Genomic DNA, 21,595 nt, shown 5'->3' with positions numbered 1-21,595 from the left:
CAGCCCCTCGACATCCACAGCAAATCCAACGAGAGACAACCATGCGCCACATCGACCTCCACAAGCTGTCAGACGAAGCCCGATTCAACGGCTTCCACGGAAAGGTGCTCTTCTGGTGCGCCCTGATCATCATCTTCGACGGCTACGACCTGGCCGTCGCCGGCATCGCACTGCCGTCGATCATGAAAGAGATGGGCGTGAGCCCGACGAACGCGGGCTTCATGGTCAGCTCCGCGCTGTTCGGCATGATGTTCGGCGCCATCTTCCTGGGCACCATCGCGGACAGGATCGGCAGGCGTCGGGCGATCGCGATCTGCATCGGCCTGTTCAGCGTCTTCACGGCCGCGGCCGGCTTCACCCACGATCCGGTGACGTTCAGCGTGATGCGCTTCCTGGCCGGCCTCGGCATCGGGGGCGTCATGCCCAATGTCGTCGCCCAGATGACCGAATACTCGCCCCGCAAGATCCGCAGCACCATGGTCACGCTGATGTTCAGCGGCTATGCGGTAGGGGGCATGCTGGCCGCGTTGCTGGGCAAGGGATTGATCGAAGCCTACGGTTGGGCTTCGGTGTTCCTGGCTGCCGGCGTGCCGGTGCTGTTGATCCCGCTCATCCTGCGCTCGATGCCGGAATCCATGCCCTTCCTGATCAAGGCGAAGCGCGTCGACGAATTGAAGGCGATCGCCAGCCGCCTCGATCCGGGCTACCGTCCCGACGCGGCGGACAGTTTTGAATTGCCGCGCGAGGACAAGGCCGTGAGCGCGCCGATCGGTCGACTGTTCCAGGAAGGCCGCGGATTCAGCACCGTGATGTTCTGGATCGCCTTCTTCATGTGCCTGTTCATGGTCTACGCGCTCAGCTCGTGGCTGACCAAGCTGATGGCCGGTGCGGGCTACAGCCTGGGCTCGGCGCTGACCTTCGTGCTGGTGCTGAACTTCGGCGCCATGATCGGCGCGGTGGGCGGCGGCTGGCTCGCGGACCGCTTCCACATCAAGTACGTGCTGGTCGGCATGTATGCACTGGCGGCGGTGTCGATCACCTTGCTGGGCTATCGCGTGCCGACGGAAGTGCTGTTCCTGCTGGTCGGCCTGGCGGGCGCCTCGACCATCGGCACGCAGATCGTGACCTACGCCTACGTCGGGCAGTTCTATCCGATGGCGGTGCGCGCCACGGGCATCGGCTGGGCCTCGGGCGTGGGGCGCAGCGGCGCCATCCTGGCGCCCATCGTGATCGGCAGCCTGGTCGGCCTGGCCTTGCCGCTCCAGCAGAACTTCATGGCGATCGCGATCCCCGCGGTGATCGCGGCCATCGCGGTGGCCTTGATCAACCATGGTCGCGCGACGGGTGCCCAACACGCGAGCACAGTCGACGCAAGCCGCCAGGGGCCGACGGCTGGCGTGAAGCTTGCTGTGCCTGCGAAGTAGTGCGAGCCGCGCTGTGTCGCCTTGCCAAGAGCCATGGATCGGCTTTTTTTTGCGCCGTGGCAGGAGCTTTTTCGTCATGATCCAGCGACTGCGCAACATCGTCGCTGCCCTTCATCGACTGGTGGAGGCTTCGGGCGCACTGATCGATGATGCGACGCCCTCCGTGGGTCGCACCGCTCACATCCAACTGGAGAATTCAAGATGATTCATGCTCTCGTTCGCCGCAGCGCAGTCTTCGGCGCTGTCCTGCTCGCCGCAACGGCGGGCGCGCAGACGCCCTCGCCACTGCACACGCAGGTCGCGCCCATCGTGAGCGGCATGTACCCGTCACTGGAGACGCTCTACAGGGACCTGCATGCGAATCCGGAGATCGCGTTCCAGGAAGTGCGGACGGCCGCGAAGATGGCCGACGAAATGCGCAAGCTCGGCTTCGAAGTGACCGAGAAGGTCGGCGGCACCGGTGTGGTCGCAATCTACAAGAACGGGGCCGGGCCCACGGTGCTGGTCCGCACCGAGCTCGACGCCCTGCCGATGGAAGAGAAGACCGGCTTGCCCTACGCGAGCAAGGCCAGGACGCAGTCCAACGGCCGCGAGTCCTTTGTCGCGCACAGTTGCGGCCACGACATCCACATGGCCAGTTGGGTCGGCACCGCGCGCACGCTGCTGGCCATGAAGGACAGATGGAAGGGCACCCTGATGTTCGTCGCGCAGCCCGCCGAGGAAACCGTGTCGGGCGCCAAGGCGATGATCGCCGACGGGCTGTTCAAGCGCTTTCCAAAGCCCGACTACGCCTTCGCGCTGCACACCTCGCCATCGCCGTACGGCTTCGTGGGCTACAAGGTCGGCGCCATCAGTTCGAACTCCGATTCGCTCGAGATCACCTTCAAGGGCCGTGGCGGCCATGGATCCGCGCCCGACAAGACCATCGACCCGATCGCCATCGCGGCGCGCTTCGTCACCGACGTGCAGACCGTCGTCAGCCGCGAGAAAGACCCGGCGGAATTCGGCGTCGTCACGATCGGTGCGATCCAGGGCGGTACCGTGGGCAACATCATTCCCGACACGGTGGTGCTGAGCGGCACCGTGCGCTCCTACAGCCCGCAAGTGCGCGAGAAGTTGCTCGCCGGCATCCGTCGCACGGCCAATGCGGCGGCGATGATGGGAGGCGCGCCGGAGCCGGTGGTCGAACTCGTGCCCGGCGGCGCGGCGGTCGTCAATGACGAGGCCGTGGTCGGACGCACCGTTGCCGCGCTCAAGGCCGCGTTCGGCGACCCCAAGGTGGTGGCGGTGCCGCCGATCACCGCCAGCGAGGACTTCTCGGAGTTCGTGAACGCCGGCGTGCCGTCGATGTTCTTCTTCGTCGGCGTGCTCGCCCCCGAGGACGTGGCCGCTTCGATGAAGCCCGGCGGCAAACCCATCGCATTCAACCACTCGCCCTTCTTCGCGCCGGTGCCGGAGCCTTCGATCAAGACCAGTGTCGAGGCGATGAGCGTGGCCGTGCTGACGACGATGGCGCCGAAGTAGTCTTCGGGCTTGCGCGCCAGAGGCGCAGGCCGTAGTGTGAACGCACAAGCATTCAAAGGAGAAATCCATGGCCTATGTCGACGGATACGTCCTGCCCCTGCCCAAGGCCAATGTCGAGGCCTATCGCGCGATGGCCTTCAAGGTGGGCGCCGTCTGGCGCGAGCACGGTGCGCTCGAATACCGCGAGGCGCTGGCGGACGATGTGCAGCCGGGGGAGCACACCTCGTTTCCGCAGGCCGTGCAGTTGAAGGACGACGAGGTCGTGGTGTTGTCGTGGATCGTCTTCGAGTCTCGAGCGAAACGCGACGAAGTCAATGCCAGGGTCATGGTGGACCCGCGGCTGAAGGAGTGGATGGATGCATCGAAGCTGCCCTTCGACGGCAAGCGCATGTTCTGGGGCGGCTTCGAGATCATGATGACCTTGTAGCCAGCCTCCAGCCTACTTGGCCGCCTGCACCACGGCCGACCCCGGCGCCGTGACCTCGATGGTCAGCTTGACGAGCGCACCGTCGCGCCAGACGGCCAGCGGCGCCTTGTAGCCGGGCGCCATCAGGCCCACGATGGATTGCAGTTCGAGCGGCGTCTGCACGCGCTGGCCGGAGATCTCGACAACCACATCGCGGGCGTGCAGGCCGGTCTGCCCGACGCCGGGTTCCACCACCAGGGCGCCGTAGGCATTGCGCATGCCCAGGGTGCGCGCCATCGCCGGCGTCAGCGCTTCGAATTGCACACCCAGGTGCCCGCTCACCACCGGGTTGGCGGACGTTCCGGCCTGGACGTTGGCGCAGCCCTTTTCCTGTTGCACCTGCTGGATCGCATCGACATGCCAGCCGTAGACCTTCTGCGGAAAGCCGACGGTCACGCGGTAGCCCTGCTGCATGACGCCCAGGAAGCGGCCGAGCATGTAGCAGTCGTTGCCGCGGTAGTCGGCAGGCGTCGCGTTCATGCGCGCAGGTGTCTGGGCCGAGAGCGCGGCAGCGCTGTCTTCGTCGACGATGGGGTTGACCTGGCCCGCGCAGGCCGACAGCAGCACCGCGAGCGGGAGAAGCGCGCGCCACGGCGCACATCGCAATGAACCGTTCCTCGTCATGGTGTCCAGCCTACGCCGGTTCGCTTGCAAGTGCTGCCAGTGCGTCGGCGTCGGTGCGGTAGACGAACAGCAGCGGTCCCGGCGCCAGCAGGCCTGCGCGTTCCAGCACCTGTTGCGCGGGTAGCTTGAGACCGCTCAGGTGCAGGCGCACGCCGCCGTTCTCGAGCGTGCGGCGGATCGAGCCGAACACCTCCGCGCCGGTGATGTCGATGCGGTTGATGGGCTGTGCGAACAGGCAGACATCGGTCAGCCCCGGCCGCGCCGCCATGGCTTCCGAGACGGCGCGCTCCAGCGTGCTGGCGGAGGCGAAATCCAGTTCGGCATCCATGCGCAGCGCATAGAGGTCGGGGGCCAGCGCCGGCAGCTGCCAGAGGTGGCGATCGCGCAGGCTGCCGTCGCCGTGCAGGCCGACTTCGATGATGCGCGGATGCAGATGGCGGTACATGTAGTTGGCCAGGCTGGCCAGCAGGCCGCCCAGCACGCCCCAGTAGATCGATGGCGCCGTCGCCATGGTGAGCACGAAGGTGGCCAGCGCGATGCCAGCCTCGACGCGCGAGACCTTCCACAGCGCGGTGAAGGTGTGCGGCTTGAGCAGCCCGATGATGGCCGTCATCACCACCGCCGCCAGCACCGACTGCGGCACGTGGTACATCAGCGGCATCAGCCACACCAGCGCGATGGCGACGAAGACCACGCTGAACAAGGTGGCCCAGCCGGTCTGCGCGCCGGCGTAGAGCGTGATGGCCGAGCGCGAGAACGAAGAGCTGGTCGGGAATGCGCCGGTCAGGCCCGACGCCACCTTGGCCAGGCCCTGGCCGATCAGGTCCTGGTTCTCGTTCCAGAGCGTGCCGGCGCGGGCGTTGTCGATCTTGGCGCTCGACGCCGTTTCCAGGAAGCTCACCAGCGTGATCATGAGCGCGGGCAACAGCAGCGCGGACAGGCTGTGCAGCGACGAGAAGTCGGGCAGGTAGAGCGAGGGCAGGCCCGACGGCAACGCGCCCACCACGGCGCCGCCCAGCAGCGCGTAGCTCACCGCATAGCTGAGGGCCGCGGCGCCGCCCACCAGCGCCATCGTCGTCGGGAACCTGGGTGCCCAGCGCTTGCCCATCCACATCACGGCCATGCTGCCGAGGCCGAATGCCATGGCGGTCCAGTCCGGCGGCGTGCCGCCTTGCAGGGCCTGCAAGACGGTGCGGCCGGTGAAGCCGAGCAGCGAAGGCAATTGCGACAGCGCGATCAGGATGGCTGCGCCCTGCGTGAAGCCGCTGAGCACCGGCGAGTTGACCAGCCGCAGGATCCAGCCGAAGCCGCCCGCGCCGATCACGATCTGGATGGCGCCCGAGATCAGCGTGAGCCACACCGCCATCGCCACCCATTCGGCGCTCCCGGCCACGGCGAGCGGCGCCAGCGAGGCGCCCACCAGCAGGCTGGTGAGGGCGGTCGGACCGACCGAGAGCCGTTGCGAGGAACTGAACAGCACCGCCACCAACGCCGGCCACAGCGCCGCGTAGACGCCGGTGACGAGCGGCATGCCGGCCAGCGCGGCGTACGCCACCCCCTGGGGCAACACCATGAGCGCGACCGTGATGCCGGCCAGGGCTTCGCTCTGCAGCAGCTTGCCGCTCGGGCGGGGCCAGCCCAGGCATGGCATGAAGCGGGCGAGGCGCTGGCGCAGGGGGACGTTGGCGATCGGATTCATGGGGAGCCGGCGACCGAGGGACTGCTGCACGAGGCCGGGGAATTCATACGGACTCGGCGGTCACAAGGTGATTCGCCGCATGGTGGAGGGCAATCCGCGTAGCCCAAGGTCGCCGGAGACGAATGCATCCGCCTCCGCCAGCGTTGCGGTGGCGACGTGGATTGCGTCTGGCGTCTTGAGCGACGGCAAGTCGGCCCGCAACTGCGCGGCGAGGAGCAGGACCTCGCGGCTGACAGGCCTTGCGTCGACCAGTGTGTCGAACAGTCGCTCGTAGGTTGCGATCAATTCGGTGTCGTTCTGGCGAATCGGGCGCACGAGCACTTCAGTCAACGCGAGTTCACTTGTGATCAGATGCGCCCCCGCCGCTTCGACCGACTTGAACAGTGCGGCGATCGATTTCTTGAAGAGCGGATTCCCCTCTGTCAGGTAAATGATCGGATTAGTATCGAGGTAGAAGGTTGCACCGCGCTCGAGGGCGAGCTTCTCGCTCACCTCACTCGTCCCATGCAGCACGCTCCGCGGTGACCTGCGCATCGATGTCCACGCGAGTGCGGCCGGGGCCTCGCCGTTCATTGAGGAAGGCCACGATGCCGGCTTTGGCCTTCGCGGCCTTGCGGGCAGAGGCGGGCCTCAACAAAATGCCGTCGCCCCATTGCGATGCTTCCAGGTAGTCGCCCGTCTCCAACGCCGCCGCCTTGCGCAACGTCACCGGGATGGTGACCTGGAATTTATCCTTGACACGAACAAGTTCAGACATGATGACGGCGGTTTGAAAGTTGGAAATTCTAACTCGCCGCCACGTACCTCACACCAGCGACTTCGCATTCTTCAGTACATAGTCGCAAGCCTTCGTCTTGAGCTTGCCCGAGACGCTCTTCAAGTCGAAGGACTGGCCATCGGTGCCTTGCAGCAGGCCCTTGGCCCCGCTGGCATAGCCCTCCTGCTGCGGCTGCTGGCCAGTGACTGCGCCCAGGAGCTTGTCCTTGACGGCACTGGCGTCGCCACCGGCCAGGTAGTTGTTCTTCACGCAGTACTGCAGCACGCCGGCGGCATTGCCCATCGTGCTGGAACCCATCTCGGGCATCGAGAGATTGCCGGCCTGGGACTTGAGGCTGCCCAGCAGGTCGGCGGCCGAGGCGGTGCCGGCGACGCTGAGGGCAAGGCAGCCGGCGATGAGGGCGATGTGCGATTTCATGGAGAGACTCCTTGGGTTGGGCGGCCTTACGACTTCTTCTTGTGTTGAAAAGCGGTAGGCGACTGGCCGGTCGCGGCCTTGAACATGGCACAGAAGGCGCTGTCGGTGGCATAGCCGCTGGCGGTCGCGACCTGGCTCACCGGCATGCCGCGCGCCAGCAGCGGCAGTGCGTGCGCCATCACGGCCTGCTGGCGCCATTGCTGCCAGCTCATGCCGAGCTGGTCGCGGAACATGCGCGCCACGGTGCGCTCGCTGGCGCCGATGGCATGCGCGCGCTCGGCCAGCGTGGCGCGGCTCGCGGGAGCGCGCAGCATCGTCTCGCACAACTGGCGCAGGCGCTTGTTGGCGGGCAGCGGCACGTCGATGCGGATCTGCGTGGCGCGCTCCAGTTCGTCGACCAGCAGCGGCGCGATCCAGCGCTCGCGTTGCGCCGCGTGCGGGTCGGCCGGCGGCAGGCCATCGGGCGTGGTGTCGAGCGCGAGCATGAGCGCGCGCAACAGGCCGCTGATTTCCAGCACCTCGCAGCGCTCCCAGCTCGGGGCAATCCATCCGTGCAGGTAGACCGTGCGCAATTCGGCGTCCTCGATCAGCGTGATGCTGTGCGGCATGTTGGCCGGCACCCAGAGCGCGCGCGACGGCGGCACGATGTAGCTGCCGTCCTCGGTGCTGAGGCGGATCACGCCACGCGTCGAGAAGGTCAGTTGCGGCCAGGGGTGCTGATGCAGTTCGACCAGCGTGTCGGCCTTCAGGAAATGTTCCTTGGCGCGCAAAGGGCGCACCGCATCGGGCGCGTAGAGGTGCGGCGTCAGCGGGCCGACGCTGGTGGTCGGCGCATTCGCGCCGCCGCGCGCCAATTCACGGAGGCGGTCGGGGGTTTCAGTGCTTGGCATGATTGCGACAATTGTTGTCCCTCTATCGCCATTCTGACGCTGCTTGCCCGGCTAGCATCAGAGTCCGCTTTCGAATTTGTAGCCAGACATGACCGCCGCCTCCCACTCCGCCGCCGCCACGCCGACGACCTTGCGCTCCGACGCGAAATTGATCGGCCTGGTCGGCCTGGCTCACGCCATCAGTCACTTCAGCCAACTGACGCTGGCGCCGCTTTTCCCTTGGATCAAGGATGCCTTCAACGTCAGCTACACGGAACTGGGCGCGGTGCTGACCGTGTTCTTCGTGGTCTCGTGCGTCGTGCAGGCGGCTTCCGGTTTCGTGGTCGACAAGCTCGGGCCGCGGCCGGTGCTGTTCGTCGGACTGGGCCTGCTCGGCCTGGCTGCCATCGGCTATTCGGTCGCGCCAAACTACTGGATGCTGCTGTTATGCGCTGTCTTCGCGGGCATGGGGAATGGGGTGTTCCATCCGGTCGACTACACGCTCTTCAACCGCAAGGTGGCGCCGTCGCGCCTGGGCCATGCCTACAGCGTGCACGGCATCACCGGCAGCCTGGGCTGGGCGCTGGCGCCGGCTTTCGTGGTGCCGTTGGCCATAGCCTTTTCCTGGCGCGTGGCGCTGGCTTCCGCGGGCGTGCTCGCATTGGCCGTGCTGGTGGTGCTGTGGCTCTACCGCGAGGTGCTGGCGCTCGACGTCAAGGAGGTGCACAAGGCGACGGGGCAGGGCGCCGGTGCGCACGTGGGCGGTGAGTTCGGCTTCCTGCGCATCCCCGCCGTGTGGATGTGCTTCGGCTTCTTCCTGTTCTATGCCATGGTGATCAGCGTGGTGCAGACCTTTGCGCCGGTCGCGGCGGGGCATTTGCATGCGGTGCCGGTGGCGTTGGTGGCCGTGTGCCTCACTGTCTACATGGTGGCGAGCGCGGGCGGCATGGTGGTGGGCGGTTTCCTCGCCTCCGACCCTTCGCGTTGCGAACGCATCGTGGGCGCGGGCTTCGGCATCGCGGCGGCGCTCGCGCTGGTGCTGGCCTTTGCCAGCTTTCCGGCGGCGATGGTGCCGGTGCTGTTCGGGGCGATGGGTTTTGCCTCCGGCATTGCCGGGCCGTCGCGCGACCTGCTGGTCAAGAAGTCGACGCCGCCGAACGCCACCGGCCGGGTCTACGGCGTGGTGTATGCCGGCCTTGACATCGGGCAGGCGGTGGCGCCGCTGGTCTTTGGTCCGCTCATGGACCGCGGCCAGTATCTCAGCGTGATCCTCGGCCTGGCGCTGACGCAGGGTGTGCTGATTGCCAGCGCGTTCAATGTGCGTCGCGTGCGGCGCACGCTGCTGGTTCCTGCCTCTGCCTGAGCGCGCCCGATGCGCGCTCAGATGGCGCGCAGGTCGACGCGTTGCCGTAGCGCTTGCGCGCTTTCCTTGCGTTCGCTGTAGCGGTCGACGAGGTAGGGCGCCATGTCGCGCGTGAGCAGTGTGAACTTCACGAGTTCTTCCATTACGTCGACAACGCGGTCATAGAAGGCGGACGGACGCATGCGGCCGGCATCGTCGAATTCCTGGTAGGCCTTGGCCACGGACGACTGGTTCGGAATGGTCAGCATGCGCATCCAGCGGCCGAGCACGCGCATCTGGTTGACGGCGTTGAAGGACTGGGAACCACCGCTCACCTGCATCACCGCGAGTGTCTTGCCTTGGGTGGGGCGCACGGCGCCGAGCGCGAGTGGAATCCAGTCGATCTGCGCCTTGAGGATGCCGCTCATGGCGCCATGGCGCTCGGGCGAGGTCCAGACCATGCCTTCTGCCCAGGATGCAAGCCGCCTCAACTCATCGACCTTGGGATGGATGGCCGGCGCGTCGTCGGGCAGGGGGAGGCCGCGCGGGTCGTACACCTTGACCTCCGCGCCAAGCGCAGCCAGCAGCCGCGCCGCTTCGTGGGTCAGCAGGCGGCTGAACGAGCGCTCGCGCGCCGAGCCGTAGAGCATCAGGATGCGCGGCGCGTGCGTGGCGCGCGTGGCCGGCCAGAGCCGCGTCGCGTCGGTGGTTTGGAAGAGCGATGCGTCGAGTGCGGGCAGCGTCGGGTCGTCACTCCACACGACGGCCATCCTTGTCGACCACGCGCTCGCCGTCTTCCTTGTCGAATGCGCCGAGCTGCGCCGCGGGCAGGATGTCGAGCACCGTTTCCGACGGCCGGCAGATGCGCGTGCCGAGCGGCGTGACGACGATGGGGCGCTGCAGCAGCACCGGATGCTTCCGGATGAAGTCGAGCAGCTGCGCGTCAGTCCACTTGGTATCGCCCAGGCCGAGTTCATCGTAGGGCGTGCCCTTTTGCCGCAGCAGGCCGCGCACACCGGTGCCGATGGCGGCGGCCAGGTCGCGCAGGCGCTCGTTCGACGGTGGTGTCTTCAGGTACTGGATCACCTCGGGCTCGACGCCACTGTTGCGGATCATCGCCAGCACGTTGCGCGAGGTGCCGCAGTTGGGGTTGTGGAAGATCGTGATGGAAGGGGCTTGGGATTGCATCATTCCAATTATCCAAATATTATTGAAATATGGAAGCTCCGGATGTCGTCAAGTCGCTGGCCGCGCTCGCGCAGCCGGTTCGGCTGCAGGTTTTTCGCGCGCTTGTGGTCGCCGGGCCCTCGGGCTTGACGCCGGGCGCGCTGGTCGAGGCGATCGCCGTGCCGGGCACGAGCTTGTCGTTTCACCTGAAGGAACTTCTGCATTCGGGCATGGTCACGCAAGAACGCAATGGGCGCAACCTGATCTATCGCGCCGCCTATGGCCGGATGAATGAACTGATCGGTTACCTCACGGACAACTGCTGCGACGGCGAGGCCTGCGAGGTCGCTCCGGCCGGTGCCTGCGCCGGCGCATGCTGAAGCAGGCGCCGGTCATCGGCTTCTTCGAGCGCAACCTGACGTGGTGGGTGGCGTTGTGCATCGTCGCGGGCGTCGGCCTCGGGCAATGGCTGCCGGGCCTGTCGCACGCCGTGGGCGCCATGGAGGTGGCACGCGTCAATCTGCCGGTTGGCCTTCTGATCTGGATCATGATCATTCCGATGCTGCTGAAGATCGACTTCGGCGCGCTCGGGAAGGTGGGCACGCACTGGCGTGGCATCGGCGTGACGCTGTTCATCAACTGGGCGGTCAAGCCGTTCTCGATGGCGCTGCTGGGCTGGGTCTTCATTCGCCATGTGTTCGCGCCGCTGTTGCCGCCAGGGCAACTCGACAGCTACATCGCGGGCCTGATCCTCCTGGCGGCCGCGCCTTGCACCGCGATGGTGTTCGTCTGGAGCCAACTCTGCCGGGGCGACCCGTACTTCACCTTGTCGCAGGTCGCGCTCAACGACGCGATCATGGTCATCGCCTTCGCGCCCATCGTCGCGCTGCTGCTGGGCCTGTCTTCGATCACGGTGCCCTGGGACACGCTGCTGACCTCGGTCGGCCTCTACATCGTGGTTCCGGTGGCCATCGCGCAAGGGTGGCGGCGTGGCCTGTTGCGCCGGGGGGAAACGCACCTGCGAGCGGTGGCGGCGCGGCTTGGCCCATGGTCCATCGCGGCCTTGCTGCTCACGCTGGTGTTGCTGTTCGCCTTCCAGGGCAAGGCGATCCTGCGCCAGCCACTGGTGATCGCGCTGCTCGCGGTACCGATCCTGCTGCAGGTCGTCTTCAATTCGGGCCTGGCGTACTGGCTGAACCGCAGGTTGGGTGTCGCCCACTGCGTGGCAGGTCCGTCAGCGCTGATCGGCGCGAGCAACTTCTTCGAACTGGCCGTGGCCACCGCGATCAGCCTGTTCGGCTTCGAGTCGGGGGCGGCCCTGGCCACAGTGGTCGGTGTGTTGATCGAGGTGCCGGTGATGCTGGCGGTGGTTGCGGTGGTGAACCGTTCGCAGGCCTGGTACGAGCGCGGCACGTCCGTCCGCGCCGCGTAGCCCCGTTCAGGCCGTCGTCAGCGCCTCGACCACGCGCAGGCTCTCCAGCGTCTTGATGCACGCATCCGCCGCCTCCGTGCCCTTGATGGCGAAGTGGCGGTGGAAGTACTTGCGGTGTTCCACATGCTCGTGGAAGTGGTGCGGCGTGAGCACCGCGGAGAGCATCGGGACGTTGGTCTCCAGCTGCAGCGACATCAGCGTGCTGACGACGGTGTTGGCGACGAACTCGTGGCGGTAGATGCCGCCGTCGACCACCAGTGCGCAGCCGACGATGGCGGCGTAGCGGCCCGACAGCGCGAGCCGCTTGGCATGCAGCGGGATCTCGAACGCGCCGGGCACGTCGACGACGTCGATGCGGTCGCGGGCGAAGCCCTGGCGCTCCATCTCGTCGAGGAAGGCATCGCGTGCCTGGTGCACGATGTCCGAATGCCATTGCGCCTGCACGAAGGCGACGCGCAGTCCGCGCGATGCGTCGGACGCCGGGACGGCGGAAAGGGGAAGGTCGTTGATCTGACTCATGGTGCCTCTTTTGCAAAGCAGGTTGTATGAATCAGGGCGCACGAAACCACATGCAAGGCGGCGCGACAAACGCGCGCAGCCCGGCCTGCGGTTCGCGCTCTCTTTCATCCGGACTGTGACCGTCGGCTTCGGAATCGCACCGAAATCTGCTGACCCTGAACCTCGTGGAGGCCAGGCGCTCGCGGGCTTGTGCGACTTTCGCCGCCATCACCGCCGGTGGGGAGTTACACCCCGCCCTGAGAACGCTTCGCCCCGGCTTGCGTCGGGGCGAAGCGGATTCTATGCAGCAGCGCCAAGTTGCGCTGTCACCCAGGAGCAAAGACCCTGCGAGAACCGGATCCGGGATTTTCCAAAGGGCGCGAGCAACGCGCTACTGACCGCCAACTGACGGGCATTTCAGGTTCTGCCGGAGTTCGTACTGCTTGCAGAGGGTGCGCCGCGCGGGCGATCCGGATACCTTGTGACTCCTGCCTTGTCCGCACGACTTCAAAGGCAGGCTCTGTGCAAGTTCACACTTGAGGAGACCGAAATGTTCAACAGTACCGTCTTGGAAGTTGCCATCGGGTTGGTGTTCTGTTTTGCGTCCGTCAGCCTGATCGTCAGTCAGATCCGCGAGGCCGCGGCCTCGGTCCTGAAGCTTCGGGCCAATGGCTTGCTTCAGGGGGTCAAGGACTTGCTCAACGATCCGGGTTTTACGGGTCTGGCCCGCGCGATCTACGACCATTCGTTGGTCAATCCCTTGAACACCCCATCGGCCGGCGGCGGGTCGGCCCCCAGCGTCAAACCCTCCTATATCAAGCCCATTCACTTCGCCAGGGCGCTCCTGGACAGCGCCCAGGCCGCCGCGACGGCCGCTGGAATGGACGGTGCCAACCTTCAGATTGCGATAGGGCAAATCAGCGATCCACAGACGAGGCAGTTGTTGACGGGGATCTACCAGCGGGCGAACGGAGGCCGGGCGGAGATCGAGGCCGAGCTGGCGTCATGGTTCGACTCGGGCATGCAGCGCTTGTCGGGCGCGTACAAGAGGCGCACGCAATTCTGGACCCTCATCATCGGGTTGCTGGTGGCGGGCGCACTGAACATCGACAGCGTCAACCTTGCGGGTGCGATCTGGGCGCGTCCTGCCTATTCGGCGCTGATCACGGCCGGAAATGACATCGGGCAAACGAAGCCCGAGGCGGCCTTCAACACGATGGAAACGCTGCCGCTGGGGTGGCAACTCCGCGCGCCCGACTCGGACCCTCTTTCGCCTTGGCCCTGGCCTTTGCCTGCGGGCTGGTCATGGTCTTGGCTTTCGCATGTTCCGGGATGGTTCTTGACCGCCTTGTCCGCCCTTTTCGGCGCACCCTTCTGGTTCGACACCCTCCAGAAACTCGTGCAACTGAGAGGGACGGGCAAGAAGCCCGGGGAGGATGACAAGAAGAGTTGACGGGAGCCACCTGCGTGCCCCCCACGGCCTCGGCTCAGCGAGGCGCAAGGAACTGCGCGAGACGCTGCAACTCCTCGTCAAGCGCGGCGCCGAATGCCGCCTCCCGCGGCTTGCGCTCGACATAGCCGAAGCTCGGCTGCAAGCGGCCCTCGCTGGCTGACACGTTGGCCCAGCCGATCACCCGGTCGCGCCAGAGCAGCGGCAAGGCGTAGTAGCCGTATTGGCGTTTCGGCGCCGGCGTGTAGGCCTCGAACTTGTACCTCCAGCCCCAAAGCAGTTCGAAGCGGCGGCGGTCCCAGACGACGGGATCGAAGGGTGCGAGCAGGCGCACGGCTTCGTCCGGCGCATGGCGTCGCGAGGCCGGATTCTCATCGGCGGGCCAGTACCAGGTGGTGCCGTCGATACGGCAGGAGGCCAGTTTCTCGCGCGCATGCTGCAGGGCCGTCTGCGTCTGGGGCGAGAGGTGCGGCGCGCCGTAGCCGAGCAGGCGCACGAGGTAGGTGAGGCTCGCGGCGGGCAGTGGCGCGTATTTGCGGATGACGAGCTCGACCAGTGCGGCGGCGCGTTGCGCGCGGCCCGTGTCGCTGTCATCGGTGGGTGCATGCGTCACCGCCTCGTAGACGCGCGTGCCGCTGTCGCGCCGGGCCACGCGCAGCATGCCGCGGTAGTGCATGCCGTCGAGCAGGTGCGTGGTCGCGTTGCTCTGTCCGCCCCAGTAGTTCTTGATGCGGCCATGCGCGAAATGCAGTTCGACCTCGCGCGGATGCACCGCGCCGCGCTCGCGCACGAAGGCGAGCACCTCCTCGGCCTTGCGCCGGGTCGCTTCGTCCCAGGCTTGCCTCGATTCGCGCGGATGCATCAGCGCCAGGTGTTCGCGCGGCAGGAAGCCGTAGTTGACCAGGCAGTCCTCCTCCACCGCCAGCCGGGTGTACTTGCGCTCGAGGTCGCCGGCCCGATAGTCCTTGACGCGATGGCGCAGCGTCAGGTCCTGCGCACGCGCGGGCGCCCGGATCGGATCCGCCTGCACGAAGCCCAGGCGCTGGATCGCGCGCGGCAAGGTGGTGGGCTTGAACAGCGTTCGCGCGATGGCATAGCGCCGGAGATCGTCGAGAGTCGGCGTGGCCATGGGAAGGGGGCGGGAATGCGGGCGGCCGACTGCGTTCGACGCTCCGCCTTCGAAGGGCATCAAACGCAGCTGCGATGGCGCTCGATGCAGGTGTCCAGCGTTTCCTCCCCGCTGCGCTGCCACCAGTCCAGCGACGAGAAGATCTCGACTTCGCAGAAGCCTTCGAATCCAGCCGCTTCGACCCAGCCGCGCACCTTCCTGAGTTCGACCACGCCGTCGCCCATCATGGCCCGGTCGGTCAACAGGTCGCGCGTGGGCGTGCGCCAGTCGCAGAGGTGGTAGGCCAGCAGGCGCGGCTTGCCGGCGCGCGCGGTCTGCTGCTCCAGCTTCGGGTCCCACCAGACGTGATAGATGTCGAGTGCGACGCCGAGCATGCCGCTTTGCTGCGGATCGAGTTCGTCGCAGATGTCGAGCGCGTGTTCGAGCGTGTTGATGCAGGCGCGGTCGGCGGCCTGCATCGGGTGCAGCGGCTCGATGGCCAAGGGCATGCCGACCTCGCGCGCATATTCGAGCGAGGCCGCGATACCGTCGTGCACCTCGCTGCGCGCGCGGGCGATGTCCTTGTAGGCAACCTTGCCTTCGAGCGCGCCGGGCAGGGCGCCGACGACCAGCACCACGCAGGGCGCGTCAAGGGTCCTGGCTTCGTCGATGGCGCGGCGGTTGTCGTCGAGCGCGGCCTTCAGCCCCGCCGCGTCGGCCGCCGGAAAGAAGCCGCCGCGGCAGTAGCCGGACAGGCCGATGCCGTGCGCCTTCAATTGCTTGGCGATCTTGTCGAGCCCGACCGCCGTGACCTGGTCGCGCCAGGGAGCGATGGCGCGGATGCCGCGCTCCGCGCACTGATCGATGATGCGGTCGAGCGGTACCTCGACGCCCCGTTGCTTGCGCACGGTCGCGGTGTTGATGGAAAGCCAGTCGTGGTCGTTGGAGAAGTCGCGCATCGCATCACTCTAAGGCAACACGCGACGGACTCGCGGTCGCCGTTCTACGTTTCGAGGCCATGCATCGCCAGCAAGGTCTTCATGCGATGCACGGCCAGGCCGGGTTGCTCCAGCAGGTTGGCGGCGTCGGCCAGGCGGAACAGTTCGGCCAGGTGCAGCAGCGATCGCGTGCTCTGCTGCCCGCCCACCATGGTGAAGTGCGACTGGTGGCCATTGAGCCAGGCCATGAAGACCACGCCAGTCTTGTAGAAGCGCGTGGGCGCCGCAAAGATGTGGCGCGACAGCGGCACCGTCGGGCCGAGGATCGCGTGGAACCTGTCCAGATGGCCTTGCGCGAGCTCGCCCAGCGCGGCGCTGGCGGCGGGCGCGATCGCATCGAAGATCCCGAGCAGCGCGTCGCTTTGGCGGTGCGTCGGTTCGCTGCCCTGGCCGTCGCCGGCGATCAGCTCGGCGTAGTTGAAGTCGTCACCGGTGTACATGCGCACGCCCGCGGGCAGGCGGCGGCGCATGGCGATCTCCTTGTCCTTGTCGAGCAGCGAGATCTTGATGCCGTCGACTTTGTCGGGGTGCGCGGCGATGATGCCGAGCGCGGTGTCCATCGCGGCATCGATATCGTGCGAGCCCCAGTAGCCGGCCAGCGCCGGGTCGAACATGTCACCGAGCCAGTGCAGCAGCACGGGTTGCCGGGCTTGCGACAGGATGCGGTCGTACACGCGTTCGTAGTCGGCCGGGCTGGTGGCGACGCGGGCCAGCGCGCGGCTGGCCATGACGATGAGCTTGCCGCCCAGCGCCTCGATGGCGGCCATCTGCTCCTCGTAGCCGCGGATCACGTCGTCGACGCTCTTCACGTCGTCGAGATTCAGGTGATCGGTGCCGCAACCCGATGCGACGAGTGCGCCGGGCATGTCCTTCGCGGCATCGAGCGAGCGGCGGATCAACGCCAGCGAGGTCGGCCAGTCCAGCCCCATCCCGCGCTGCGCGGTGTCCATCGCCTCGGCCACGCCCAGGCCGAGCGACCACAGGTGGCGCCGGTAGCCGAGGGTCGCGTCCCAGTCGACCGCGGCCTGCAGCCAGGGATCGACCGCCGCCAGCGGGTCCGCCACGACGTGCGCGGCCGAGTACGCGATCCGGTTGAACGCGATGCCCGCGCGTGGCTTGACCGGCACTGTGCCGCGCAGCGCGTAGGGAGCGAGCGCGCCGCTTGCGACGGGGAGGGTGAGCGTCAGGGTCATGTCTCTTCTCGGTGCTTCTCAGTGCTTCTCGATGCCAGGCGAAGCATGTTCGCGGCGGCCCGCGGCGGGGGTGGTCATCTAGACGTGCAGCGGGGACACGTCGACCCAGCGCCGCTCCTTCCAGCTTGCGAGCGCGGCCTCGACCAGTTGCACGCCTTTCGCGCCTTCGGGCAGCGTCCACCGGTACGGCGCGTCCTCCACGACGTGGCGGATGAAGTGCTCCCACTGGATCTTGAAGCCGTTGTCGTACACCTGCGAGTCTGGAATCTCCTGCCACTGGCCGAAGAAGTCCATGCTCTGCTTCTCGTCCGGGTTCCACACCGGGCGCGGCGTGGCCACGCGCGACTGCGCACGGCAGGCCGAGAGCCCCGCGACGGCCGAGCCGTCGGTGCCGTCGACATGGAAGGTCACGAGGTCGTCGCGCCGCACGCGCGTGGCCCAGCTCATGTTGAGCTGCGCGATGACGGGTTCGCCGTTGTGGCCGATCAACTGGCAGGTCGCGTAGGCCGCATCGTCGGCGGTCGCTTCATAGGGTTGCCCGGCTTCGTCCCAGCGCTTCGGGATGTGCGTGGCGCCCAGGCAGGACACCGACTTCACTTCACCGAACAGGTTGTCCAGCACGTAGCGCCAATGGCACATCATGTCGAGGATCATGCCGCCGCCGTCTTCCTTGCGGTAGTTCCAGCTCGGCCGCTGGATCGGCTGCAGGTCGCCTTCGAACACCCAGTAGCCGAACTCCAGGCGCACGCTGAGCATGCGGCCGAAGAAGCCCGCGCGGCGCAGCATGTCGAGCTTGCGCAGGCCGGGCAGGAAGAGCTTGTCCTGCACCGCGCCGTGTTTCAGGCCGGAGCCCTGGGCAAGACGCGCGATCTCCACCGCCTCGTTGAGGTTGGTCGCGATCGGCTTCTCGCAATACACGTGTTTGCCGGCGCGAATGGCCTTGGCCAGCAGGGCGGGCCGCATCTGGGTGGTGCCAGCATCGAAGAACACCGTGTCCTCGGCGTTCGCCAGCGCATCGTCGAGGTCGGTGCTCCAGCGTGTCACGCCGTGCGCTTTTGCCAGGGCCTCGACCTTGGCGGCATTGCGGCCGATCAGGATGGGGTCGGGCATCACCTTGTCGCCATTCGAGAGCAGGACGCCGCCCTGCGTGCGGATGGCGCAGATCGAGCGGATCAGGTGCTGGTTCGTGCCCATGCGTCCTGTGACGCCGTGCATGATGATTCCGAGTCGTTGGATTGCCATGGGGTAGATGTCTCCGGGGTTGGAACTAGACAAGCAGTGGCGCGTCGGCCAGCGGGCGCAGGCTGTCGAAGTCGGGAATGGCGCTGGAGGCGAAGCCCGTGCGGGCGAGCGAGCCGATCGCGATGCGGCCGTCCTGGATGGCAAGCCGCGCGCGCCCCGATGACGCTTCGTACAAGCCCATGTGCGCGACGGCGAAGGCGATCTGTTCCTGCTCCGGCGCGTCGCCGAAACCGTCGACGTAGTGATGACCGTTGCGCTCGCAATGGCTCAGGCCGAGCAGCGCGGCCAGCGCCAGGTCCTGCTGTACCGCAACGCCGGCCTGGCAGGTCAGGTCTTCGGCAGACATGAAGTAGGGGTGGCCTTCGGGCGCGCGTGCGTTCCACTTGTCGCAGCGGGCGCGGTTGATGATCGCCTTGTAGAGGCCCTTGCAGCCCTTGCTCGACACGCCGCGCCATCCCGCCTTGCGGCCGGCCGGGAAGGCATCGAGCGTGCCGTCGGCTTCGTCGAGCAACAGCGGCGCGGGGCTGTCGAGCGATGCGAGATCGGCCTCCAGGCTGGCGTCGCGTGCGAGCGGTTGCTCGATGTAGAGCAGGGCGTCAGGCCGCGCCGCGAGCCGGGGCATGGCACGCAAGCCTGCGTACAGCGCGGCGAGTGCATCGGTGCCGGGATATTGCTCGTTGCCGTCGAGCGTGAAGCAGTGGCCCGGCTGCACGGCGTCCAGCGTGGCCAGCACCGCATCGAGACGTGCCAGGTCGGTGGCCACGTCGCCACCGAGCTTGATCTTGAAATGGCGATGCCCGTAGCGGCGCACGATGGCTGGCAGGCCCACGGGCAGCGCGGCCGGGTCGTCCGCGAGGCCGTCGTCGTCCAGCGCATCGAGCATGCCGATGGTGTGGCGGGCGTGAAGGGTCGTCGAGGGCACGAGGGTCCCGAGCCAATGGTTCCAGTCCCAGTCGGCCATGTCGGCGGCAATGGCCGTGTCGGTGAGGCCGACCAGGTTGCGCTGGATGGCGCCGTACACGGAGCTTCGCGTGGCGCGGCACAGCGCATCGAGCACCGCGCGGTCGAGCACGGCCTGACCGAAGGCGGTGGAAAGCTCGGTCGAATCGCGGAAGGCGCCTTCCGCCATCAGCTCGGCATAGTGGCGCTCGAACAGGCCGAAGGCGGGCTGCGCGGCACTGTGGGTGTAGGCGTCGGCCGCGGCGGCCACGGCCAGTTGCAAGTCGCGCACGTTGCCGGCATGGCTCGGGCCGCTGCGCTTGTCGAACCAGCGCGGCACCATCATCTCGGCAGCCCACCCGGTCGTGGTGCCCTGCAGGCCGCAGTCCACCACGGCGCGCACGAAGAGTTGCGGGCAGCGCGTGAGCGTGGCGGCGCCGAACTTGAAGGGCAGGCGCAGGTGCATCGGGCGTACGCCGCAGTCCACTGCGAGCACGCGCACCGTGGGAACGGTCACGATGGTTGTGTCAGCCATGCGCGTTCTTCATCGTGCAGCGGGCGCTCGGAGGGTGGGCGTCATGTCAATCGAGATGGCCCTGCGCGAAGAAGTGCGCGCGCAAGGTCCTGGCATGCGCCGCGAACTTCGCGCTGCCCATCACGTCGAGCGCGCGCGGGCGCGGCAGGTCGATGTCGTACACCGCAGCAAAACGGCCGGGCCGCTCGGTCATCACGAAGACGCGGTCCGACAGGAAGATCGCCTCTGAAATGCTGTGCGTGATGAGCAGCACGGTCTTGCCCGCGGCCATCCAGATGCGTTGCAGCTCGACATTCATCTTCTCGCGCGTCATGGCGTCGAGTGCGCCGAACGGCTCGTCCATCAGCAGCACAGGCGGGTCGTGCAGCAGGGCGCGCAGGATCGCGACGCGCTGCTGCATGCCGCCGGAAAGCTGCCAGGGGTACTTGTTCTCGAAGCCTTGCAGGCCGGCCATGGCCATCAACTGGTCGGCACGATCGCGTGCGGCAGCCTTGGGCAGGCCGCGGATCTCCGCCTGCAGCAGGATGTTGTCGATCACCGTGCGCCAAGGCAGCAGCAAGGCGCTCTGGAACACGATGCCGACATCGGTCTGCGGCCCGCGCACCACCTTGCCCGAGAGCTCCAACTCGCCGCCACTGATCGGCAGCAGGCCGGCCACCATCTTCATGAGCGTGCTCTTGCCGCAGCCCGAAGGTCCGATGACCGAGACGAATTCGCCGGCGCGGATCTGGAAGTCGAGCGGCTTCAGCGTTTCCACATCGCCTTCGCGCGTGCGGTAGGTCTTGCTGACGCCACGCCCCTCGATCAGCACCGGCGCGAGCGCCTGCACCGCGCGCTCGGCGGGGTCGAGCGGGATGACGACGGCGGTCATGCCGCGCGACTCATTGCGGCAGGAAATCGTTCGTCACCCAGTCCTCCGCCTTGCCGCGCGACGCGGCCTCCAGCCCACCGTATTGCACCAGCAGGTCGAGTGACTCGTTGATGTCCTTCATCGATGCACGCAGCGGGCGCTGCGACTTCGTCTCGGCCGAGTGGTAGAGCGGCGTGGTCAGCTTGATGCCGACGATGAGCGTGTCGCGCTGGCCGGCCTTGCTGTTGGCCGCGAGCATGGCGTCGATCGCGGCCTCCGGCGCCTTCTCCGTCTCCTCGAAGGCCTTGGTCGTGGCGCGCATGAAGCGCTTCACCAGGTCGGGCTTGCTGGCCAGCGTGTCCTTGTGCGCCACGATGCCGGAGCTGACCAGCGTCACGCCGTAGTCCGCGAAGCGGATCACTGTCACCGGCTTCTTGGTCGCGTCCTGCACCTTGATGTTCTGGTCCATCACATAGCCCAGCAGCAGGTCGGCCTGGCCGTTGATGACGGCGTTGAGCTTGGTCTGCGCGTCGCCCGAGACCACCTTGTACTGCCCCTCCTGCAAGCCCGTCTTCTTCAGGAAAAGCGGCCAGATCTGGCTCATCGAATCGCCGGGCGTCATGGCCACCGTCTTGCCGACGATGTCCTGCGGCGTCTTGATGTTCTTCTCGCTGAACCCCATGGCCGCCATCGGGCTCACCTGCAAGGCGACGCCGACGGCCTTCACCGGCGCGCCCTTGGTCGCGGCCTTGATCATGGTCGGCACGTCGACATAGCCGAAGGTGGCCGAGTTCGCCGCCACCGCCTGGATCGACACGGCCGAGCCGCGGCCCTCCTGGATGTCGAGATCGATGCCTTCCGCTTCATAGAGCCCCTTGGCCTTGCCGATGAAGAAGGGCGCATGCTCGCTGTACACATACCAGTTGAGCAGCAGGGTCACCTTGTCGCGCTGCTGCGCCATCGCACCTGGTGCCAGCCCCGCTGCCAGTGCGGCGGCGGCCACCATTCGAATCCAGTTGCGACGTTCCATGCTGTGTCTC

At 67.0% G+C, this 21,595-nt stretch carries 24 protein-coding genes and 1 riboswitch; of the genes, 8 read left to right on the top strand and 16 right to left on the bottom strand.

Annotated features, from left to right (window positions below):
• Positions 1-41 precede the first annotated feature (41 nt).
• From HCU76_RS07095 to HCU76_RS07085, 4 genes are all read left to right on the top strand, one after another.
• Positions 42-1,424 (top strand): MFS transporter, encoded by a 1,383-nt coding sequence (locus HCU76_RS07095; protein ID WP_213957660.1) that lies wholly within the window; start codon positions 42-44, stop codon positions 1,422-1,424.
• Positions 1,425-1,500: 76 nt separating this feature from the next.
• Entirely contained in the window at positions 1,501-1,629 is a 129-nt protein-coding gene (locus HCU76_RS36550) for a hypothetical protein (protein WP_256354067.1), read from the top strand.
• On the top strand, positions 1,626-2,948 hold the full coding sequence (locus tag HCU76_RS07090) for an amidohydrolase (protein ID WP_213957661.1): 1,323 nt from the start codon (positions 1,626-1,628) through the stop codon (positions 2,946-2,948). Before HCU76_RS36550 ends, HCU76_RS07090 begins: the two co-directional genes overlap by 4 nt.
• A gap of 67 nt (positions 2,949-3,015) precedes the next feature.
• The gene (locus tag HCU76_RS07085) at positions 3,016-3,375 is read left to right on the top strand and encodes a DUF1428 domain-containing protein (RefSeq protein ID WP_213957662.1); all 360 of its coding nucleotides are present in this window, start codon (positions 3,016-3,018) and stop codon (positions 3,373-3,375) included.
• A gap of 12 nt (positions 3,376-3,387) precedes the next feature.
• Here HCU76_RS07085 and HCU76_RS07080 read toward each other — a convergent pair whose 3' ends face one another.
• Genes HCU76_RS07080 through HCU76_RS07055 form a run of 6 tightly spaced genes read right to left on the bottom strand, consistent with a single transcriptional unit; the run spans position 3,388 to position 7,822 of the window.
• Positions 3,388-4,038, bottom strand: coding sequence for a PDZ domain-containing protein (locus HCU76_RS07080; RefSeq protein ID WP_213957663.1), 651 nt, complete (start codon positions 4,036-4,038; stop codon positions 3,388-3,390).
• 10 nt (positions 4,039-4,048) lie between these two features.
• A complete protein-coding gene (locus tag HCU76_RS07075; protein ID WP_213957664.1) occupies positions 4,049-5,737 on the bottom strand; it encodes a SulP family inorganic anion transporter in 1,689 nt (562 codons plus the stop codon).
• 60 nt (positions 5,738-5,797) lie between these two features.
• Entirely contained in the window at positions 5,798-6,229 is a 432-nt protein-coding gene (locus HCU76_RS07070) for a PIN domain-containing protein (protein ID WP_213957665.1), read from the bottom strand.
• A 1-nt stretch (position 6,230) separates the two neighbouring features.
• Positions 6,231-6,494, bottom strand: coding sequence for an AbrB/MazE/SpoVT family DNA-binding domain-containing protein (locus HCU76_RS07065; protein WP_213957666.1), 264 nt, complete (start codon positions 6,492-6,494; stop codon positions 6,231-6,233).
• Between the two features lie 48 nt (positions 6,495-6,542).
• Positions 6,543-6,932, bottom strand: a complete 390-nt coding sequence (locus HCU76_RS07060) for a DUF2501 domain-containing protein (protein ID WP_213957667.1) — start codon at positions 6,930-6,932, stop codon at positions 6,543-6,545.
• Positions 6,933-6,958: 26 nt separating this feature from the next.
• Positions 6,959-7,822: a helix-turn-helix domain-containing protein gene (locus HCU76_RS07055; protein WP_213957668.1), complete on the bottom strand. Its 864-nt coding sequence runs from the start codon at positions 7,820-7,822 to the stop codon at positions 6,959-6,961.
• Positions 7,823-7,910: 88 nt separating this feature from the next.
• Here HCU76_RS07055 and HCU76_RS07050 point away from each other — a divergent pair, with 88 nt between their 5' ends.
• Positions 7,911-9,164 (top strand): MFS transporter, encoded by a 1,254-nt coding sequence (locus HCU76_RS07050; RefSeq protein ID WP_213957669.1) that lies wholly within the window; start codon positions 7,911-7,913, stop codon positions 9,162-9,164.
• Positions 9,165-9,181: 17 nt separating this feature from the next.
• Here HCU76_RS07050 and arsH read toward each other — a convergent pair whose 3' ends face one another.
• Both arsH and arsC read right to left on the bottom strand, forming a co-directional pair.
• On the bottom strand, positions 9,182-9,904 hold the full coding sequence (gene arsH / locus HCU76_RS07045) for an arsenical resistance protein ArsH (RefSeq protein WP_371319775.1): 723 nt from the start codon (positions 9,902-9,904) through the stop codon (positions 9,182-9,184).
• The gene (arsC, locus tag HCU76_RS07040) at positions 9,894-10,331 is read right to left on the bottom strand and encodes an arsenate reductase (glutaredoxin) (RefSeq protein WP_213957672.1); all 438 of its coding nucleotides are present in this window, start codon (positions 10,329-10,331) and stop codon (positions 9,894-9,896) included. The genes arsH and arsC overlap by 11 nt, the downstream gene beginning before the upstream one ends.
• 29 nt (positions 10,332-10,360) lie before the next feature.
• Between arsC and HCU76_RS07035 the strand changes: the two genes are divergently transcribed.
• Both HCU76_RS07035 and arsB read left to right on the top strand, forming a co-directional pair.
• Entirely contained in the window at positions 10,361-10,690 is a 330-nt protein-coding gene (locus tag HCU76_RS07035; RefSeq protein WP_213957673.1) for a helix-turn-helix transcriptional regulator, read from the top strand.
• Entirely contained in the window at positions 10,684-11,742 is a 1,059-nt protein-coding gene (gene arsB, locus HCU76_RS07030; RefSeq protein ID WP_213957674.1) for an ACR3 family arsenite efflux transporter, read from the top strand. Before HCU76_RS07035 ends, arsB begins: the two co-directional genes overlap by 7 nt.
• A gap of 6 nt (positions 11,743-11,748) precedes the next feature.
• Here arsB and HCU76_RS07025 read toward each other — a convergent pair whose 3' ends face one another.
• Complete coding sequence (locus HCU76_RS07025; protein ID WP_213957675.1) at positions 11,749-12,261, bottom strand: 6,7-dimethyl-8-ribityllumazine synthase; 513 nt, start codon at positions 12,259-12,261, stop codon at positions 11,749-11,751.
• Between the two features lie 92 nt (positions 12,262-12,353).
• Positions 12,354-12,509: riboswitch (FMN riboswitch) on the bottom strand.
• 281 nt (positions 12,510-12,790) lie between these two features.
• Between HCU76_RS07025 and HCU76_RS07020 the strand changes: the two genes are divergently transcribed.
• Entirely contained in the window at positions 12,791-13,693 is a 903-nt protein-coding gene (locus HCU76_RS07020; RefSeq protein ID WP_213957676.1) for a hypothetical protein, read from the top strand.
• A 34-nt stretch (positions 13,694-13,727) separates the two neighbouring features.
• Here HCU76_RS07020 and HCU76_RS07015 read toward each other — a convergent pair whose 3' ends face one another.
• The 7 genes from HCU76_RS07015 to HCU76_RS06985 form a co-directional block, all read right to left on the bottom strand.
• The gene (locus HCU76_RS07015; RefSeq protein WP_213957677.1) at positions 13,728-14,819 is read right to left on the bottom strand and encodes a DNA glycosylase AlkZ-like family protein; all 1,092 of its coding nucleotides are present in this window, start codon (positions 14,817-14,819) and stop codon (positions 13,728-13,730) included.
• 59 nt (positions 14,820-14,878) lie between these two features.
• Complete coding sequence (locus HCU76_RS07010; protein WP_213957678.1) at positions 14,879-15,757, bottom strand: sugar phosphate isomerase/epimerase; 879 nt, start codon at positions 15,755-15,757, stop codon at positions 14,879-14,881.
• Positions 15,758-15,801: 44 nt separating this feature from the next.
• On the bottom strand, positions 15,802-16,989 hold the full coding sequence (locus tag HCU76_RS07005) for a dihydrodipicolinate synthase family protein (protein WP_218508881.1): 1,188 nt from the start codon (positions 16,987-16,989) through the stop codon (positions 15,802-15,804).
• A 78-nt stretch (positions 16,990-17,067) separates the two neighbouring features.
• Positions 17,068-18,231 carry a Gfo/Idh/MocA family protein gene (locus HCU76_RS07000; protein ID WP_218508880.1) on the bottom strand — a complete coding sequence of 388 codons (1,164 nt, stop codon included), beginning with the start codon at positions 18,229-18,231 and terminating at the stop codon, positions 17,068-17,070.
• Positions 18,232-18,256: 25 nt separating this feature from the next.
• Positions 18,257-19,705: an enolase C-terminal domain-like protein gene (locus tag HCU76_RS06995; protein ID WP_218508879.1), complete on the bottom strand. Its 1,449-nt coding sequence runs from the start codon at positions 19,703-19,705 to the stop codon at positions 18,257-18,259.
• Positions 19,706-19,751: 46 nt separating this feature from the next.
• Positions 19,752-20,576, bottom strand: a complete 825-nt coding sequence (locus tag HCU76_RS06990) for an ABC transporter ATP-binding protein (protein ID WP_218508878.1) — start codon at positions 20,574-20,576, stop codon at positions 19,752-19,754.
• A 10-nt stretch (positions 20,577-20,586) separates the two neighbouring features.
• Positions 20,587-21,585, bottom strand: a complete 999-nt coding sequence (locus tag HCU76_RS06985; protein ID WP_218508877.1) for an ABC transporter substrate-binding protein — start codon at positions 21,583-21,585, stop codon at positions 20,587-20,589.
• Positions 21,586-21,595: the final 10 nt, after the last annotated feature.

This window comes from Variovorax sp. dw_308 (genome assembly GCF_019207085.1).
Taxonomy (GTDB): domain Bacteria; phylum Pseudomonadota; class Gammaproteobacteria; order Burkholderiales; family Burkholderiaceae_C; genus Variovorax.
The sequence above is the reverse complement of the archived record's forward strand: the minus strand, read 5'-3'. Positions and strand labels throughout refer to the sequence as shown.

Coding starts and splice junctions, on each gene's coding strand:
- HCU76_RS07035 (WP_213957673.1), top strand. CDS start 10,361: ATGGAAGCTCCGGATGTCGTCAAGTCGCTGGCCGCGCTCGCGCAGCCG.
- HCU76_RS07095 (WP_213957660.1), top strand. CDS start 42: ATGCGCCACATCGACCTCCACAAGCTGTCAGACGAAGCCCGATTCAAC.
- HCU76_RS06990 (WP_218508878.1), bottom strand. CDS start 20,576: ATGACCGCCGTCGTCATCCCGCTCGACCCCGCCGAGCGCGCGGTGCAG.
- HCU76_RS07085 (WP_213957662.1), top strand. CDS start 3,016: ATGGCCTATGTCGACGGATACGTCCTGCCCCTGCCCAAGGCCAATGTC.
- HCU76_RS07060 (WP_213957667.1), bottom strand. CDS start 6,932: ATGAAATCGCACATCGCCCTCATCGCCGGCTGCCTTGCCCTCAGCGTC.
- HCU76_RS07005 (WP_218508881.1), bottom strand. CDS start 16,989: ATGACCCTGACGCTCACCCTCCCCGTCGCAAGCGGCGCGCTCGCTCCC.
- HCU76_RS07065 (WP_213957666.1), bottom strand. CDS start 6,494: ATGTCTGAACTTGTTCGTGTCAAGGATAAATTCCAGGTCACCATCCCG.
- HCU76_RS07015 (WP_213957677.1), bottom strand. CDS start 14,819: ATGGCCACGCCGACTCTCGACGATCTCCGGCGCTATGCCATCGCGCGA.
- HCU76_RS07020 (WP_213957676.1), top strand. CDS start 12,791: ATGTTCAACAGTACCGTCTTGGAAGTTGCCATCGGGTTGGTGTTCTGT.
- HCU76_RS06995 (WP_218508879.1), bottom strand. CDS start 19,705: ATGGCTGACACAACCATCGTGACCGTTCCCACGGTGCGCGTGCTCGCA.
- HCU76_RS07050 (WP_213957669.1), top strand. CDS start 7,911: ATGACCGCCGCCTCCCACTCCGCCGCCGCCACGCCGACGACCTTGCGC.
- arsB (WP_213957674.1), top strand. CDS start 10,684: ATGCTGAAGCAGGCGCCGGTCATCGGCTTCTTCGAGCGCAACCTGACG.
- HCU76_RS07090 (WP_213957661.1), top strand. CDS start 1,626: ATGATTCATGCTCTCGTTCGCCGCAGCGCAGTCTTCGGCGCTGTCCTG.
- HCU76_RS07055 (WP_213957668.1), bottom strand. CDS start 7,822: ATGCCAAGCACTGAAACCCCCGACCGCCTCCGTGAATTGGCGCGCGGC.
- HCU76_RS07010 (WP_213957678.1), bottom strand. CDS start 15,757: ATGCGCGACTTCTCCAACGACCACGACTGGCTTTCCATCAACACCGCG.
- HCU76_RS36550 (WP_256354067.1), top strand. CDS start 1,501: ATGATCCAGCGACTGCGCAACATCGTCGCTGCCCTTCATCGACTGGTG.
- HCU76_RS06985 (WP_218508877.1), bottom strand. CDS start 21,585: ATGGAACGTCGCAACTGGATTCGAATGGTGGCCGCCGCCGCACTGGCA.
- arsC (WP_213957672.1), bottom strand. CDS start 10,331: ATGCAATCCCAAGCCCCTTCCATCACGATCTTCCACAACCCCAACTGC.
- HCU76_RS07080 (WP_213957663.1), bottom strand. CDS start 4,038: ATGACGAGGAACGGTTCATTGCGATGTGCGCCGTGGCGCGCGCTTCTC.
- HCU76_RS07025 (WP_213957675.1), bottom strand. CDS start 12,261: ATGAGTCAGATCAACGACCTTCCCCTTTCCGCCGTCCCGGCGTCCGAC.
- HCU76_RS07075 (WP_213957664.1), bottom strand. CDS start 5,737: ATGAATCCGATCGCCAACGTCCCCCTGCGCCAGCGCCTCGCCCGCTTC.
- HCU76_RS07000 (WP_218508880.1), bottom strand. CDS start 18,231: ATGGCAATCCAACGACTCGGAATCATCATGCACGGCGTCACAGGACGC.